Origin of the sequence: Arsenicicoccus dermatophilus (assembly GCF_046267915.1) — a bacterium.
Lineage (GTDB): Bacteria > Actinomycetota > Actinomycetes > Actinomycetales > Dermatophilaceae > Arsenicicoccus > Arsenicicoccus dermatophilus_A.
In genome coordinates this window covers 967,089-981,984 of record NZ_CP176520.1, presented here as the reverse complement: position 1 = coordinate 981,984, position 14,896 = coordinate 967,089, and the positions used below count along the sequence as shown (strand labels likewise).

Below are 14,896 nucleotides of genomic sequence, written 5' to 3'. Positions count from 1 at the left end.
TACGAGGGAGCACGGTCACGAAGGCGGCGGAAGCTCGCGCGCAGGCCAAGACCGACGGACCCGGCTGGGTTTGGGTAGGACAGCGCAGATGTGGGCGGTTCGGGGGCCAGCCCTCTCGGAGCAGCGGCCACGACAACTATCTGCGGGGCGCTCCCTACGACGCCATCAAGGAGCGACAACCCGCCGCTCTGCGCGACGGCCAAGCTGGGATTGCGCATCCTCGAGACCGGGCTGGACCAGATGGCGTTCGCTTACCACCGCTGACCGGCCGGCCGCTGCGGCTGGAGCTTGGAAGACGGGTGTCTTCCCGCCGGTGACGTGGGCGTAGATGCCGCGGGCGTGGACGGCGTCGAAGACCACCCTCCTCGAGCACCCGTACGCGGCCGCGAGGGCGACCATGGTCTCCCCCGCCGTATGCCGGGCGCGCACCTGGGCGACCTGGTCCGGGGTGAGGGCCGGCCGCCGGCCCTTGTACACACCCTTGGCCTTCGCCGCCTCGATACCCTCCCGCTGGCGCTCCTTGAGGATCGTGCGCTCGAGCTGGGCGACCGCGGCGATCACCTGACGCTGGAACACCGCATGCCCGTCCTCCCGACCCGGGGCGAAAACCAGGTGCCGGTCCACGAACTCCACCGTCACCCCACGACCGGTCAGCTCGTCCACGAGGGCCTCCAGGTCGACCACCGACCGCGCCAGCCGGTCGATCGACGCCACCCGCACCGTGTCCCCGTCGCGGACGTAGGCGAGCAGGGCCCGCAGCTGCGGGCGGTCGCTGCCGTGCGCTCCTGACGCGGTCTCGGTGAACAGGCGGTCGACCTCCCCCACCGCCACGATCTGCCGATCCAGGTGCTGACCCGCGCTCGACACCCGCACGTACCCGACGACCTGCCCATTGAGCGCCATGGCTCTAGACCCTACGACACACGACGGCAACAAGCCCGGAAGCGACCCTAGATGCCGGACGCGACCTGCAGGTTTGCCCGGACGAGCATGTGGCGTCTGGGGTGTACGCCAAACGCCACGTCGTCGAGAACGGCTTCCAACAGCTCAAGCAATGGCGCGCCATCGCCACCCGCTACGACAAGCTCGCCCTCACCTACCGCGCCGCCATCCTCCTACGCGCCATCACCCTCTGGCTACCAGCATTAAGAGACACGCCCTAGATGCGTCCACCGAGAACGGTGATTGAGACGGCCGTGACAGCGCGGTCATGTCCATGACAGTGCGCTGGGTGGGTGTCTGCCAGGTGGGTGTCTGCCAGGTGCAAGTCAGACGGAGGGCGCGACGCCCTGACGCCATCGCTCGGCTTCCTGCCTTGGCAGAAACGGCGCGCGCCAGTAGTCCCCATGAACCTCGCACAGCGGCTTCCAGACGATCTGCGCGGCGTCCTCGCCCGGAACGGCGACGAGCACGTCGGGTCCGTAGATGGCCAATCGTTCTCGGCACACTCCGCAGGGGCTGAGGACCACGAAGCGCTCTGCATCCTCGCGGTGAAGGCAGATGGAGGCGCGAACCGGCTGATCGAGGCGGTAAGCAGCGCAGAACGGCTCGATCTCGTGACACACCTCGACAGACGGGTTCACGCACGCCGGTGCCGTCCCCGTGACGATGGTGCCGTCGGCCAGCAGCATCGCGGCCGCCCCCTCGTCGAACTGCCCCGCGAAGCGGATGTCGATGAGCTCCCTGCATGCTTGCACGGTGTCGGCCAGGGCCTGCGCGCAACTTCGGTCAACGTTCATGGACGCCAGTCTGCCGTCCCCTGTAGGGCTCAGCATCCGAATATGCCGCTGACAGCTCGTCGCTGGTGATCTCGCCGCGCACGTACCGGTCTTGCGCCGCGCGCACCTCGTCGCTGGACCGCCCGCCCTCCATCTGCGTCAAGTGCCGCGCCTGCTCCACCGCCCACGCCCGCGCCTGCATCTCGGCCGCGCTGATCGCCGGTCGCGTCGTCTCGTCGTGGCTCATGCCTGCCCCTTTCCCTCGCGCAGATCGTCGCGCAGCAGCTGCACCCCGTGCCCCTCACCGTCCTGGGTCACCACGGCGCGAGTGAAGGGGTCCCCCCGGGCGCTCGGAGACGGCAGGACGAAGGCGCGCGAGGTTGCCCGGGAGGGTGCGGGGAGAGCGCCCCGGGGGGGACCCACCATCTGATTTGGTTACGTGACGCACTTGAAACACGCCGAACGGCATCCCCCACCCTCGCGGCGGTCGGTGGGAGGGTCCGGCCATGACGGCGACCGAGACGGGTCACCCGAGGGGTCGGGTCAGGCTGGGAAGTTCTTCTTGGCCCAGGTGCCGACGGCGTGGGTGCTGGCCCCGTTGACGCTTCCTCCGACTACACCGCCGGCGACGGGGACGAGCTTGATCAGGTTGACCACGCCGGTGGTCCCGGCACGGGTCACCAGCCGGTACCCGACCTTGCGGTTGATCTCACGGAACACCTGGCCGGGGATCTTGCCGATCAACGCCTTGGTGCTGTTGGTCCCGATCTTCACTCCGGCCTTCGCGAAGGTCTCCGCGGCCGAGGACCCCAGCAGACTCATCAGGATGATGCTCTGCGTCTCCTCGGTGCTCAGGTCATAGCCACGCAGGTGAGCGACGCCCCCGGCCAGACGGCCCTGCAGCACCCACAGCGCGCCCATGTCGGCCGGGACGGCCACGGGCATGACCGCGATGCCGCCCAGGCCCGTCAGGAAACCTGACGCGGCCGCCATCCGCACGTGCGTGGCGATCAACCGGTCGACGGCCTTGTCCACGTCGCCATGGCGATCCAGGTGCTCGTCGGCGACCTGCGCCGCGCCCTTCCACCGGCCCGCGCCGTGCACGCCCACCGACATGATCTTGTCCGTCACGGCCTTCGCCGCCGCTGCGACCCGTTGCTCATCCCCCACACCCAGGAATCTACCCACCTCACCACCCCCGAGAGACAGGTTCTCGGACGCAGCCACGGCCTATCCTCGATCTCATGGCCCGTAGGTATGACGACAACCCGGCACGACGGCTGGAGGCCGTCCTCGAACGGTATGCCGAGGTATTGCCTGAGCGACGTGGCTCTGGCTACGACGCCGTCTGGGTCGAAACTCTCCAGCTGGATGGCTCTTATGCCGTCACGCTGGCCGTCGCCCAGGCGTTCAGCCTGATCCCCGAGATCGCCAAGGCCCTGACCATCACGGACGACCCGGCGAACACGAGACTGTTTCACCTGTTCGCGTCAGAATGGTCCAAGCCTTTCCTCCCCACGAACAGCGGCCGCGACCAGGTGGTCGGGGACGCTGCCGTGTCCGAGCACGCCATGGCTGCTCTGAGCAGCATCGCCTCGCACCTGCAGGACAACCTGCCAGAAGGCCCTGCCCTCGAGGAGATGACCGTCACGGACTGGCGTGAACAGATCCTGCCTCTGATCGAGGATCTGCGTGACGACGCCGGGCTTCCGCCGCAGGACCGGGCACTGCTCATCGCCCGGCTCCACGACATCCTCTGGGCCCTGGACCACGTGGATGTCATGGGCACCGAAGGAGTCCGGGCCGCCACGGAACGCCTCGCCATGGCCTACCTCCACGCCCACCTTCAGACAGCCACCGCCGCCGGTGACGACGACGCATCCGCTACCACGGAGGACCCCCTCATGACGCAGGTCAAGTCCCTGTTGACCGTGCTCTACCAGGGCCTGCAGGCACCGGGCTCCATCTACGCCACCTGGGAGCTTCTCGGCCCCGCGGTCCAGGCGCTCACCGGGGGATGACACGCAGGCTGTAACGCCCGGCAACGTCGGTGGAGGTGGAGTCGACCGGGTATGCGGCAGACTCGTGTCGACGGTCCTTGCCCGAGGTCGAGACGGAGAGACGGATGTCGGGATCCTTGCCGCGCAGCATCTTTCACTACACCAACTCTGAGACGGCTCTTCGGGGCATCATCCATAACCGGAAGCTCTGGGTAGCGGAGATGAAGGGCATGAACGACCCCCGGGAGACTCTCGTGGGCTTGGAGCTGGCACGCCGACGGCTCGCGGAACTGCCCGGGCTTGAGGACACGGCGCCACCCAAGCTTGAGGGCTCGGCTGATGACTGGCCGAACATCTCCGCAGATCGCGAGGGGTTGTACCACATTGCTTGTTTCAGCGCGGTGGGTGACCACCTGAGCCAGTGGCGTGGGTACGCCTCGGAGGGCTGGTGCCTGGAGTTCAGCACCGAGGGCATCCTGGAGGTCTTACGGAAGCACCAGGAGGGCCCTCGGTCCGTCGTCGCCGAGCTGGAGCCCGTGCGGTACGACCGAGCCTCGCAGCTGGAGCTCCTGGAGGAGTGGTTGGACTCCTGCCAAGCCCAGATGCTCGCAGCCCACGGGTACTCTTCACCCGCGGGCGCCTCGGTGGAGGCGGCCCGCAAGCACCACCGGCAGCTGGTGCTTCAGCACGCTCGTCGCCCGGCGACCTTGGAGCGCACCGGCCTCCGCAGGGCCTGCCACCTCATCAAGCACGAGTCGTGGTCGGACGAACGAGAGATCAGGCTCCTCGCCCATGTTCCGCATCTCGCCGAGGGGCATCCCGACCCGACAGGTGCCCGCCCCGGATGCCGGCAGGTTAGCGACCCCGGGGAGCCGTCGCGTTTCGCCCTGGCCCTCGAGGCGTCAGGCGCCCCGTTCCCGCTCCTGAGAGTCATCGCGGCCCCCGGCACACCCCAGGAGAAGAAGCCGCCCATCCTGCGGAGCCTCGACGACCGTATGCGCATCGCTAAGCAGGTTCTCGCCGGCGCAGGACTGAACTCGATCCCCCTCGACAAGTCGACGATTCCGGTCAACGGCCCAGTGGTGTCCGCACCTCAGGGCGAGGCTCCTGAGATGGGACACCGTAGGCTTCTCCCCCGCCGCCCGCACGTGGACACCGCCCTGGCCGACCTCGGCCTGCCGCCCGAGCAGATCGACGGCGCCCTCCGCGCCATCGCCGACGTCACCGAGAAGTGGGCCGAGCACTACAACAGCCGCAGGCAGCAGGCGGGGTACAAGGAGGACCGGGGCGCGCACGACGCGCTCACCAAGTTCTCCCTCCTGCTGCACAACGACCCCGCCCGCTGACGGTGAACACGACGAAGAGGCCCCGACGTGTTCACGGGACTGCTGTCGTTCTGGTTGACGGTGGTGGTGTGGTGTTTCAGGCCGTGTGAGCGGTCTGGTTGATGGTCTCAAACTCGATGGGGGTGAGCTTGCCGAGGGCTCGCTGCCGGCGTCGGCGGTGGTAGGTCTTCTCGATCCAGGTGACGATGGCCAGGCGTAGCTGGTCACGGGTAGCCCACCGCTGCTGGTTGAGGACGTTCTGCTGCAGCAGGGCGCAGAACGACTCCATGGCGGCGTTGTCCGCGCTCGTCCCGACCCGCCCCATCGACCCGGTCAGGCCGTGCGCTGTCAGCGCGGACACGTAGGTGCGGGCACGAAACTGGCTGCCGCGGTCCGAGTGGATGGTGCAGCCGGTCACGGCACGAGTGCCGCCCCTGCGCGTGACCGCCGTGGTCAGGGCGTCCACAGCGAGGCTGGTGGTCATGCGGTCGCTGATCGAGTACCCGACGATCCGGCGTGACCACACGTCCTTGACCGCGCACAGGTACAGCTTCCCCTCGCCGGTGGGGTGCTCAGTGATATCGGTGAGCCACAACCGGTTCGGGGCGTCCGCAGTGAAGTCACGCTCGACCAGGTCGTCATGGACCGGTGGTCCCGGACGGACCGTCTGGCCTCGCTTGCGCGAGTGCGCGCTGGTGATGCGCGCCTGGCTGCACAGGCGCCACACCCGTCGCTCGGACACCTCGTGGCCGGCCGCGGCGAGCTCGTCGGCGATGAACCGGTACCCGAGCCCCGGGTCGTCGGCGTGGACGTCCAGGGCCGCGTTGATCGCGTACGCGTCGACCAGGTCCCTGTCACTGACCGGGTCCGCGAGCCAGGCGTCGTAGGCCTGGCGGGAGAACTTCAGCACCCCGCAGGACACCGCGACCGGGACGCCATCGGCGGCGAGGTCGGTGACCAGCGGGAACATCATCTTGGGGACTGGCCCAGCCTCAGGTTCGCCTGTGACAGGTACGCGGCCGCGCGGCGCAGGACCTCGTTCTCCTGCTCCAGCAGGCGGATCTTGCGGCGGGCTTCCTTCAGCTCAGCGTTCTCCGCCGCGGTCGTACCGGGACGGACACCGGCCTCCACGTCGGCCTTCGCAAGCCACTGGCCTAGACATGACTCGCTGATCCCGAAGTCCTTCGCAATCTGAGCGATCGGCGCCTCGCCCCGACGCGCGACCGCGATCACGTCGTCACGGAACTCCTTGGGGTGTGGTGCCGGCATGCTGACATCCTTCCAGCAGGGCCCGAAGGCCCCACAAGTCGACTGTCAACCAAATCTTCAGCAGTCCCGCTCGAGGCGCAGGTGGCGGACTTGACGCAGGCGTTGGGTGAGGCTGCGATCGAGATCCGGGTGTGGAAGAAGTCTGCTGAGGGCCGGTTGGGCCCTTCGAAGACCTCGAGGTGATCCGTCAGGACGCGGGGATGTCGACCACGAGGTTCTGCGAGCTGTTCGACATCCCCGAACGGTCCTGGCGACGCTGGCAGTCCCGCTCGCGGGCCGGGCTCGCGGTGGTGAAGGGGCCGTGGCCGGCACCCTCACGCGAGCAGCACCGGCAGGTGGTGGTCGCGTTCGCGGGCGAGCACCCGGCGTGGGGGCATCGCAAGATCTGGGCGATGGCCCGCCACGGCGGGCACCTGGTGTCGGCGTCCACCGTGCGGCGCATCCTTGACGAGGAGGGACTGCTCCTCAAGGCCGACTACCAGCGCGAACGTCGCCAGCTCGCGGCGGCCCGCAAGGCCGCGTTCGCGGACCCGCCCACGGGCCCGAACCAGGGTGGGGGTACCGCCCGCTGCGACGATGCGGAGCATCGCAGCGGGGGAGGCAGTTCGACTTCAGCGAGTTCGAGACCGCTGGCGGGGGCACCTGGCGGGTCGCCGGGGTCGCGGACTACTGGTCCACGTACGAGTTCGGGTGGCACTGGTCACCGACCGCGAACCAGCACGACGCGATCACCGGCGTCGAGCTCGCGTCGGCCGAGACCGAGCGCCTGGTCGTCGAGTCCGGCGTGGCGTCCTGGCTGCTGGAGCACCTGAGCGACCCGGCCAGCGAGGAAGTCGTCCCGATCACGCTCGTCACCGACAACGGCGGCCCGTTCCGATCGATGCGGTTCGAGAGATTCATCGCCGTCCGGCCTGAGCTACGCCACGTCCGCACCCGGGTGCGCACGCCCGGGCAGAACGGTGTCCGCGAGCGGGCGTTCCAGTCGTTGAAGTACGAGCGGCTGTACCGCGAGCAGATCCACGACGCGAGCGACCTGGTCCGCGAGGCCGACGCCTACCGGGTGCAGTTCAACACCGTCCGACCCCACGAAGCGTTGTCCTGGAACCGACCCGCCGACGTCCACCGCGGCCTGGCCGACCCCACGACACCCACCCTTCCCGACCAGGAAAACCTGCCAACTCCTTGACGCGGGACACCTGAAACAACACCACCCACGGGACTTGACCGTATCAAGGCAAGTAGTCTGGTGGTGCAACCCGGAGGTGGGGCGGTCGCGCCCCGCGCCACCGACCCCGCCAAGTCCGCCGAAATCCGCCGGAGCCACGATCACCGGTGCCCGCGGCGCGGGACGCGGCACTATCACCAGCAGCGCGGACCGCCTCTGCAACGGGGAGATGCGGGCGTGGCTGCGCGAGCAGGGCCACCAGGTCAGCGCGAGAGGCAGGATCTTCCGGAGCTGCAGGATCTCTACACCGCTGCCCACTGATCACCGGGGCCGCCTCCCTCCGGGCCCCATGCCGAATGCATGCCGGGCACGAGAACCGCTGAGAAGCGGTGCCGCGACGAAGGGCGGTGCGGAACCGCGCGCCGACCTCGGTCCGCAGTCCACGGCCGCACGCCGGCACCGCTAACGGTGGTAGCGGCGCCATACCAGGGCAAGCATCAGCAGCCCGCCCAGCGCCGTCTCCCCCGCCACGGCGGCCGTCGTCGGAAGCACCCGGGGCCCGATCTCCGCGAGGGCCTTGGCGCCGAGCGAACCTCCAGAAACCCACAGCACCACCGCGGTCCCGAGCACCAGGACCACCCACGCGCCGAGGGCCGCCAGCGCCTTGCCCGCGAAGGGCGCCAGGGCACTGACCCGGCTGGTCGCCCATCGGGTGGTGAGCGCCCCCACGACCACGGGCAGCGCCCCCGCTGCCATCACCCAGGAGGGCAGCATGCCGTTGTCAGGCAGAGCCCCGAGGACGGGGACCATCGGAAGCAGGCCGGACCGGGACTCCTGCCAGGTGTAGGCCGATCCGAGTCCGACGGTGAAGCCGGGACCCGCCAGCCACGACAGCCCCCACGCGGCGACGTTCGGCAGCCAGGCCAGCTGAGCGAGCGCGAGGACGACGGTGCCGAGGAGCCCCGCGTCGAGCTCCCCGGTGAGGTCACGGACCCGGCCCAGGTGGACCGTCAGCGTGAAGGCCACGGGCAGCAGACCGACGAGCAGCAGGGCCCCGACGCCCTGCAGACCGGCGGACAGGGAACGGCGCACCGGCACCGGCACCAGCTGCACGGTCTTGTCGTGCCACGCCGGCGCGAGCTCGCGCGAGGCGATCTCACGCCGGAGCCCGACCGCGCCACCCACCAGGGGCACCAGCAGGCATCCGGCCACCGTGGTCGGCCAGACCGGGGACACCGGCATGGTGGCGGCGTGCGCGGACACCGCGAGGCCTAGCGCCGCGTAGGTCAGGACGAAGCAGCCCAGGAGCGCGACCACCCCCTGGCGCATCCCGCCCAGCCGGGAGATCCGCGGGCTGCGGTCGTCCTGGACCGGACCCGCCAGGGACCGACCGGCCGCGGCACAGGCCGCGAGCGGCAACAGGGTCAGCAGCAGCGGCGCCAGCGCCACGGTGGCCTCCCCCACCCGCAGCGACCCCAGGTGCGCGGTGACCCACGCCAGGCTCGCGACACCGAGGGCATCACCCCAGCCGACCGTGGTGCGGGCCGAGCCCGCCCAGCCGACGACGGTGAGCAGCGCGAGCGGGACCCAGCTGGACAGGACGGCCACCAGGGCGGCACGGGCCGGTCGGTGCAGCGGGGTGCTGGTCGCAGCGAGGGCAGGGAGGCGGAAGCGCGTTGTCTCACTCATGGGAGTGCCCATCGTCCCCCAGCCAGGGACCGCGACTCACCTCGGCTCGCCGGTCGCGTCCCGCTCCCGCACCACCACGCCGCGGTATGCCGAGAGCCGGTCACCCCGGGCGGGGGTGACCGGCTCTCGGCATACGCCTCGGGTCGAGGACCGACGGGCCGCCGCGGTCAGCGACCCTGCATGATCTCGCGCATGAGGGCAGCCGTCTCGGAGGGCGTCTTGCCGACCTTGACGCCCGCGGCCTCCAGGGCCTCCTTCTTGGCGGCTGCGGTGCCCGCGCCGCCGGAGACGATGGCGCCGGCGTGGCCCATGGTCTTGCCCTCCGGCGCGGTGAAGCCCGCCACGTAGCCGACGACCGGCTTGGTGACGTTCTCCTGGATGTACTTCGCGGCACGCTCCTCGGCGTCGCCACCGATCTCGCCGATCATGACGATGGCGACGGTCTCCGGGTCCTTCTCGAAGGCCTCGAGGCAGTCGATGTGGGTGGTCCCGATGACCGGGTCGCCGCCGATGCCGACGGCCGTGGTGAAGCCGAAGTCACGCAGCTCGTACATCATCTGGTAGGTCAGGGTGCCCGACTTGGAGACCAGACCGATCTTGCCGGCGCCCGCGATGTCCGCCGGGATGATGCCGGCGTTGGACTGGCCGGGGCTGATGATGCCCGGGCAGTTGGGGCCGATGATGCGGGTCGTGCCCTTGTCCTTGGCGTAGTTGAAGAACTCCGCGGTGTCCTTGACCGCGACACCCTCGGTGATGACCACGCACAGGCCGATGCCTGCGTCGACGGCCTCGACCACGGCGGACTTGGTGAAGGCTGGCGGCACGAAGACCACGGTGACGTCGGCGCCGGTGGCCTCCATGGCCTCCTTGACCGAGCCGAAGACCGGGATCTGCTTGCCACCCGGGAAGTCGACCGTCTGGCCGGCCTTCTTGGGGTTGACGCCGCCGACGATGTCGGTGCCGGACGCGAGCATGCGCGTGGTGTGCTTCATGCCCTCGGAGCCGGTCATGCCCTGCACGATGACCTTGGAGTCCGCGTTGAGGAAGATAGCCATTGCTGTGAATTCCCTTGTCTCTCTTGCTCGAACGCTTACTTGGCGGCCAGCTCGGCGGCCTTGCGGGCGGCGCCGTCCATGGTCTCCTCGACGGTGACCAGCGGGTGGTTGAGGTCGGAGAGGATCCGGCGCCCCTCCTCGACGTTGTTACCGTCCAGACGCACGACGAGCGGCTTGGTGGCCGAGTCCCCGAGGGTCTCGAGGGCGCCGACGATGCCGTTGGCGACCGCGTCGCAGGCGGTGATCCCGCCGAAGACGTTGACGAACACGGCCTTGACCTGCTCGTCGCCGAGGATGACGTCCAGGCCGTTGGCCATGACCTCGGCCGAGGCGCCGCCGCCGATATCGAGGAAGTTGGCGGGCTTGGAGACCCCGCCGGTGTGGTCCTGACCGGCGTAGGCGACGACGTCCAGGGTGCTCATGACCAGGCCGGCGCCGTTGCCGATGATGCCGACGTTGCCGTCGAGCTTGACGTAGTTGAGGTGCATCGCCTTGGCCTTGGCCTCCAGCGGGTCCTCGGTCTTCTCGTCGACCAGGATGGAATGCCCGGGCTGGCGGAACGAGGCGTTGTCGTCCAGGGTGACCTTGCCGTCGAGGGCGACGATCTCCCCGTCCTCGGTCTTGACGAGGGGGTTGACCTCGACGAGCGTGGCGTCCTCGTCGCGGTAGACCTCCCAGAGCTTCTGCAGGACCGGGGCGACCTTGGCGCCGGTCTCCGCGTCGAAGCCCGCCGCGGTCACGATCTCCTCGGCCTTGACCTGGTCGATCCCGACCTGGGGGTCGACGGCGACGCGGGCGAGGGCCTCGGGCCGCTCGACGGCGAGCTGCTCGATCTCCATGCCGCCCTCCTTGCTGCACATCGCCAGGTAGGTGCGGTTGGCGCGGTCCAGCAGGAGCGAGAAGTAGTACTCCTCGGCGATCTTGGCGCCCTGCGCGATCATCACGGTGTGGACGGTGTGGCCCTTGATGTCCATGCCGAGGATCTGCCGGGCGAACTGCTCCGCCTCCTCCGCTGTCTTGGCGACCTTGACGCCGCCGGCCTTGCCGCGACCTCCGGTCTTGACCTGCGCCTTGACGACCGTGACGCCGCCGGACCGGGGCCCGATCTCCTCGGCAGCGGCGCGGGCGGCCGCGGAGGTCTCGGCGGTCGCGCCCGCCAGGACCGGCACGCCGTGCTTCTCGAACATGTCACGTGCCTGGTACTCGAAAAGATCCACGCTCGATCCGTCCTTGGGTTGGGTGGTGGAGTGTCAGCGCGAGGATATCCCCCAGCGCGCGTCGGCTCCACGTGTGAGGGTCGCGTGGGACCGATGACACAACGTCCGCAGGCAGACGAACGGCCGGCCGCTCTCTGAGCAGGAGAGCGGCCGGCCGGTCGAGCACCCGTCACGGGGGATGCGTGAGCGGGTCAGAGCCGGGTCAGCAGGAGGTGGACCGCCCCGGCTCCGAGCAGGAGGATCAGCGCACCGAGACGTCGTCGAAGACGAACGAGGTCTGCTTGCCGTAGTCCTCGAACGCCCGGAAGGTCAGCGTGACCCGCTTGCCGGCATACGCGGTCAGGTCGACGGTCTTCTGCACGTAGCCCGAGGTCTTGTCCGTGCTGCTGTGGGACGCCACCTGCGTGTTGTCGACCATGACCTGGGCGCGGTCGAAGCCGACCAGGGAGGAGGTCTCGGCCGAGTCGATGGCGACCCAGTAGGTCAGCTTCGGCGAACCGGCCGGGACGGTGATCGTCTGCTGGACCTGGTCGATGGACGGGTGCCCGTGGCCACCGAGCCAGAGCTTCCAGGAACCCGAGTGCGCAGGACGACCGGCGTTGTTGGTCACCGGACCCGCCGGTCCGAGCCAACCGCGCTGGCCCGCCTCGAAGTCACCGTTGACCACGGCGTTGCCACCCGGAGCCGGCGTGGTGGGCACGGTGGTGGGGGTGCCCGTCGGAGCGGTGGTGGGAACGGTCGTGGGCGTGCCGGTCGGCGTCGCCGTCGGGGTGGCGGTCGGGGTCGCCGTCGGAGCGGTCGTGGGCGTGCCGGTCGAGGTCGCCGTCGGGGTGGCGGTCGGGGTCGCCGTCGGCGTGCTGGTCGGGGTCGCCGTCGGCGTGCCGGTCGGCTTGGCCGTGCCGGTGGGGGCCGGGGTCGGAGTGCCGGTGCCGCACTTGGCGAGGCCCGCGGGGACCGAGATCGCGTTGTAGGCGGCCTCGACCGACTTGCAGACCTGGCTGTTCTCGCCGAACAGCTCGATGGCCGACTTGATGGCGCCCTCACGAGCGGCCTTGTAGTTGGACGTCGAGGTGAGCTTGGTCGACAGGGTGCGGTACCACACCTTCTCGATGTTCTCGCGGCCGGCGCCGGTCACGGTGGAGTTGTTGCAGGTCGGGCTGTCGTACTGCACGCCGTTGATGGTCTTGGCGCCGGAACCCTCGGAGGCGAGGTAGAACCAGTGGTTGCCCGGGCCGGAGGAGAAGTGCGGGTCGGCGCTGGCCACGCTCGAGGACCAGCAGTCGTAGGAGCGACCGTCCCGAGAGGGCTTGTCCATGTAGCGCAGCGGGGTGCCGTCACCCCGCAGGTTGATCAGCTCGCCCATGAAGTAGTCCGGCTTGTCCTTCGGCAGGGCCGCGTAGAACTCCACCGCCACGCCGAAGATGTCCGACGTGGACTCGTTCAGACCACCGGCGTCACCCTGGTAGGCCAGACCGGCGGTGTTCTCCGTGACGCCGTGGCTCATCTCGTGCGCGGCGACGTCGATCTCGGTGAGGGGGGCGTTGTTGCCCGCACCGTCGCCGTACGTCATCTGGCGGCCGTCCCAGAAGGCGTTGGTGAAGTTGTTGTCGTAGTGGACGCGCGAGCGGGCACCCTTGCCGTTGTTCCAGATGCCGTTGCGGCCCATGACGTTCTTGTAGTACTCGAACGTCTTGTCCGCACCGAACTGCGCGTCCGCGCCGGCGCTGGCGCGGTCGGAGTTGGAGCCGTTGCCCCACTTGTCGTCGGAGTCGGTGAAGGTGGTCCCGTCGGCCTTGGCGTTCTTGGAGTCGGTCGAGTAGTTGCCCGTCTCGGGGTTCTTGAGGAGGTAGCTGCCACCCTCCTTGGTGGTCTTGAGCTCGTTGTCGCCCGTGAAGATGCCGTTGCCCGAGCCCTGGGCGATCTCGTCGAACGAGGAGATCGCAGCGCCGGTGTCGGCGTCGATGTAGGACCTGATCCGCGAGGGCGTCCGGTCCGCGGTGAGACCGGTGGTCTTGACCTCGTAGGCGAGCTTCTGGGCGCCCTGGTCGTCGACGTGGATGACCAGGGCGTTGCCGGCGTTGGCGGCGTTCTGCAGACCCTTGGGAGCAGCGAGGCCCCGCTCCTTGGCCTCGGCGCCGTTGAACGCCTTGGCGGCGGCCAGACCCTTGGCCTGCGCGGCACCCTTGTCCACCGACGGCTTGGTGTCCACGGTGATCTTGCCGGTGAACATGCCGTCGTGGCCGGTGACCTTGCCCGTCTTGTCGCGGTGGACGATCAGGTCGCCGCCGACGACCTTGATGCCCTTGTAGAAGCGGTCGACGCGGACGTGGGTCGAGCCGTCGGCGTCCTTGAGGACGTCCTTGACCTTGAAGGAGTCGTCAGAGGTCAGGCCGAGGGAGGAGACGAGGTCGCCCTGGGCGGCCTGGGCGGAGGAGACGAGGGAGGCGTGGGAGTCGGGAGCGACCAGGACCGTCGCCCGGTCGGGCCCGTCGCCGCCCGCAGCGTGGGCGCCGACGGCGACGACCGGGGCGAGGGCTGCGGCGCAGGCGAGGGCAAAGCTCGCGCCGAGGGTGATCTGCTTCATGGGTGAGGGCTCCTCAGAGGGGTGCAACCGTGGGTGACGGACCGGATGCTCGCCCCGCGGGGCGGGCATGTGGCTCCTGGGGCAGGGGGATCGCGAGTGGATCCACCACCGGCCCCTGAATCTCACCGCACACCCGGACAGGTGTAAATCGGCCGACGGACAATTAGGCCGATAGAGGGAGGAAACGGCGCCCTCTGCGGCCATCCACGTGGCGATCCACTACCCTACGTGCCCGTTCGGTTGGTGACGCGCGGACAATTCTCAGGCACTCACGGTGACCCTCCGGGTTATCGCGCCACGCCGGCTGCTCGGGGGCAGGGAGCGCCACCCGGCCGTCCGTGGACGCAGCAGGGCCCCGGACCGAGGTCCGGGGCCCTGCTGGATGTGCGGAGGGTCAGTGAGCCTGCACGTTGGCCGTGACCCACTCCACGATCTCGGTGGTGGTGGCGCCCGGCGTGAAGACGTGGGCGACACCCATGTCGGTGAGGGGCTTGATGTCGTCCTCGGGGATGATGCCGCCTCCGAAGACGACGATGTCCGCGGCGTCCTTCTCACGCAGGAGCTCGATGACCTTCTTGAACAAGGTCATGTGGGCCCCGGACAGGACGGACAGGCCGACACCGTCGGCGTCCTCCTGGATCGCCGCCTCGACGATCTGCTCGGGGGTCTGGTGCAGGCCGGTGTAGACGACCTCCATGCCGGCGTCACGCAGCGCGCGAGCCACCACCTTCGCACCGCGGTCGTGACCGTCAAGACCCGGCTTGGCCACAAGGATTCGCAACCTGGACTCGCTCATGCCCGCCAGCCTAGCGGAGGGTCACCGTCCGAGGCCCGGCGGGGGCCCCTCACGAGGGGCGCCGCCGCAGGTTGTAGG

General features: G+C 69.4%; 14 protein-coding genes and 1 pseudogene. 5 read left to right on the top strand and 10 right to left on the bottom strand.

Features of this window, described 5'->3' with window-relative positions:
* Positions 1-165: 165 nt before the first annotated feature.
* Entirely contained in the window at positions 166-903 is a 738-nt protein-coding gene (locus tag ACK2IS_RS04950) for a recombinase family protein (protein ID WP_409485037.1), read from the bottom strand.
* A 101-nt stretch (positions 904-1,004) separates the two neighbouring features.
* On the opposite strand from ACK2IS_RS04950, the gene ACK2IS_RS04945 reads away from it, so the two are divergent.
* The gene (locus tag ACK2IS_RS04945) at positions 1,005-1,163 is read left to right on the top strand and encodes a hypothetical protein (protein ID WP_409485036.1); all 159 of its coding nucleotides are present in this window, start codon (positions 1,005-1,007) and stop codon (positions 1,161-1,163) included.
* A 105-nt stretch (positions 1,164-1,268) separates the two neighbouring features.
* Here ACK2IS_RS04945 and ACK2IS_RS04940 read toward each other — a convergent pair whose 3' ends face one another.
* The 3 genes from ACK2IS_RS04940 to ACK2IS_RS04930 all read right to left on the bottom strand — a co-directional run bounded on the left by ACK2IS_RS04940 (position 1,269) and on the right by ACK2IS_RS04930 (position 2,888).
* On the bottom strand, positions 1,269-1,739 hold the full coding sequence (locus ACK2IS_RS04940) for a cytidine deaminase (RefSeq protein ID WP_409485035.1): 471 nt from the start codon (positions 1,737-1,739) through the stop codon (positions 1,269-1,271).
* Entirely contained in the window at positions 1,729-1,965 is a 237-nt protein-coding gene (locus ACK2IS_RS04935) for a hypothetical protein (RefSeq protein WP_409485034.1), read from the bottom strand. The genes ACK2IS_RS04940 and ACK2IS_RS04935 overlap by 11 nt, the downstream gene beginning before the upstream one ends.
* Before the next feature lie 296 nt (positions 1,966-2,261).
* Positions 2,262-2,888 (bottom strand): EcsC family protein, encoded by a 627-nt coding sequence (locus tag ACK2IS_RS04930; RefSeq protein ID WP_409485033.1) that lies wholly within the window; start codon positions 2,886-2,888, stop codon positions 2,262-2,264.
* Between the two features lie 74 nt (positions 2,889-2,962).
* Here ACK2IS_RS04930 and ACK2IS_RS04925 point away from each other — a divergent pair, with 74 nt between their 5' ends.
* Together ACK2IS_RS04925 and ACK2IS_RS04920 are read left to right on the top strand one after the other, a co-directional pair.
* Positions 2,963-3,739 carry a hypothetical protein gene (locus ACK2IS_RS04925; RefSeq protein WP_409485032.1) on the top strand — a complete coding sequence of 259 codons (777 nt, stop codon included), beginning with the start codon at positions 2,963-2,965 and terminating at the stop codon, positions 3,737-3,739.
* Between the two features lie 380 nt (positions 3,740-4,119).
* Complete coding sequence (locus ACK2IS_RS04920) at positions 4,120-5,064, top strand: DUF2971 domain-containing protein (protein WP_409485031.1); 945 nt, start codon at positions 4,120-4,122, stop codon at positions 5,062-5,064.
* A 76-nt stretch (positions 5,065-5,140) separates the two neighbouring features.
* Here the strand turns inward: ACK2IS_RS04920 and ACK2IS_RS04915 are convergent.
* Positions 5,141-6,312, bottom strand: a pseudogene (locus ACK2IS_RS04915) (IS3 family transposase).
* Between the two features lie 200 nt (positions 6,313-6,512).
* On the opposite strand from ACK2IS_RS04915, the gene ACK2IS_RS04910 reads away from it, so the two are divergent.
* Positions 6,513-7,124: an IS3 family transposase gene (locus ACK2IS_RS04910; protein ID WP_409485030.1), complete on the top strand. Its 612-nt coding sequence runs from the start codon at positions 6,513-6,515 to the stop codon at positions 7,122-7,124.
* Positions 7,097-7,498 (top strand): integrase core domain-containing protein, encoded by a 402-nt coding sequence (locus ACK2IS_RS04905; protein WP_409485029.1) that lies wholly within the window; start codon positions 7,097-7,099, stop codon positions 7,496-7,498. Before ACK2IS_RS04910 ends, ACK2IS_RS04905 begins: the two co-directional genes overlap by 28 nt.
* Before the next feature lie 441 nt (positions 7,499-7,939).
* Here the strand turns inward: ACK2IS_RS04905 and ACK2IS_RS04900 are convergent, their stop codons facing one another.
* The 5 genes from ACK2IS_RS04900 to ACK2IS_RS04880 form a co-directional block, all read right to left on the bottom strand.
* The gene (locus ACK2IS_RS04900) at positions 7,940-9,166 is read right to left on the bottom strand and encodes a DUF6350 family protein (RefSeq protein WP_409485028.1); all 1,227 of its coding nucleotides are present in this window, start codon (positions 9,164-9,166) and stop codon (positions 7,940-7,942) included.
* A 167-nt stretch (positions 9,167-9,333) separates the two neighbouring features.
* Positions 9,334-10,221 (bottom strand): succinate--CoA ligase subunit alpha, encoded by an 888-nt coding sequence (gene sucD, locus ACK2IS_RS04895; RefSeq protein WP_409485027.1) that lies wholly within the window; start codon positions 10,219-10,221, stop codon positions 9,334-9,336.
* A gap of 35 nt (positions 10,222-10,256) precedes the next feature.
* Positions 10,257-11,438 (bottom strand): ADP-forming succinate--CoA ligase subunit beta, encoded by a 1,182-nt coding sequence (gene sucC, locus ACK2IS_RS04890; protein WP_409485026.1) that lies wholly within the window; start codon positions 11,436-11,438, stop codon positions 10,257-10,259.
* Positions 11,439-11,679: 241 nt separating this feature from the next.
* Entirely contained in the window at positions 11,680-14,022 is a 2,343-nt protein-coding gene (locus tag ACK2IS_RS04885) for a M4 family metallopeptidase (RefSeq protein ID WP_409485025.1), read from the bottom strand.
* Between the two features lie 394 nt (positions 14,023-14,416).
* Positions 14,417-14,818 carry a cobalamin B12-binding domain-containing protein gene (locus ACK2IS_RS04880; protein WP_241451248.1) on the bottom strand — a complete coding sequence of 134 codons (402 nt, stop codon included), beginning with the start codon at positions 14,816-14,818 and terminating at the stop codon, positions 14,417-14,419.
* Positions 14,819-14,896: the final 78 nt, after the last annotated feature.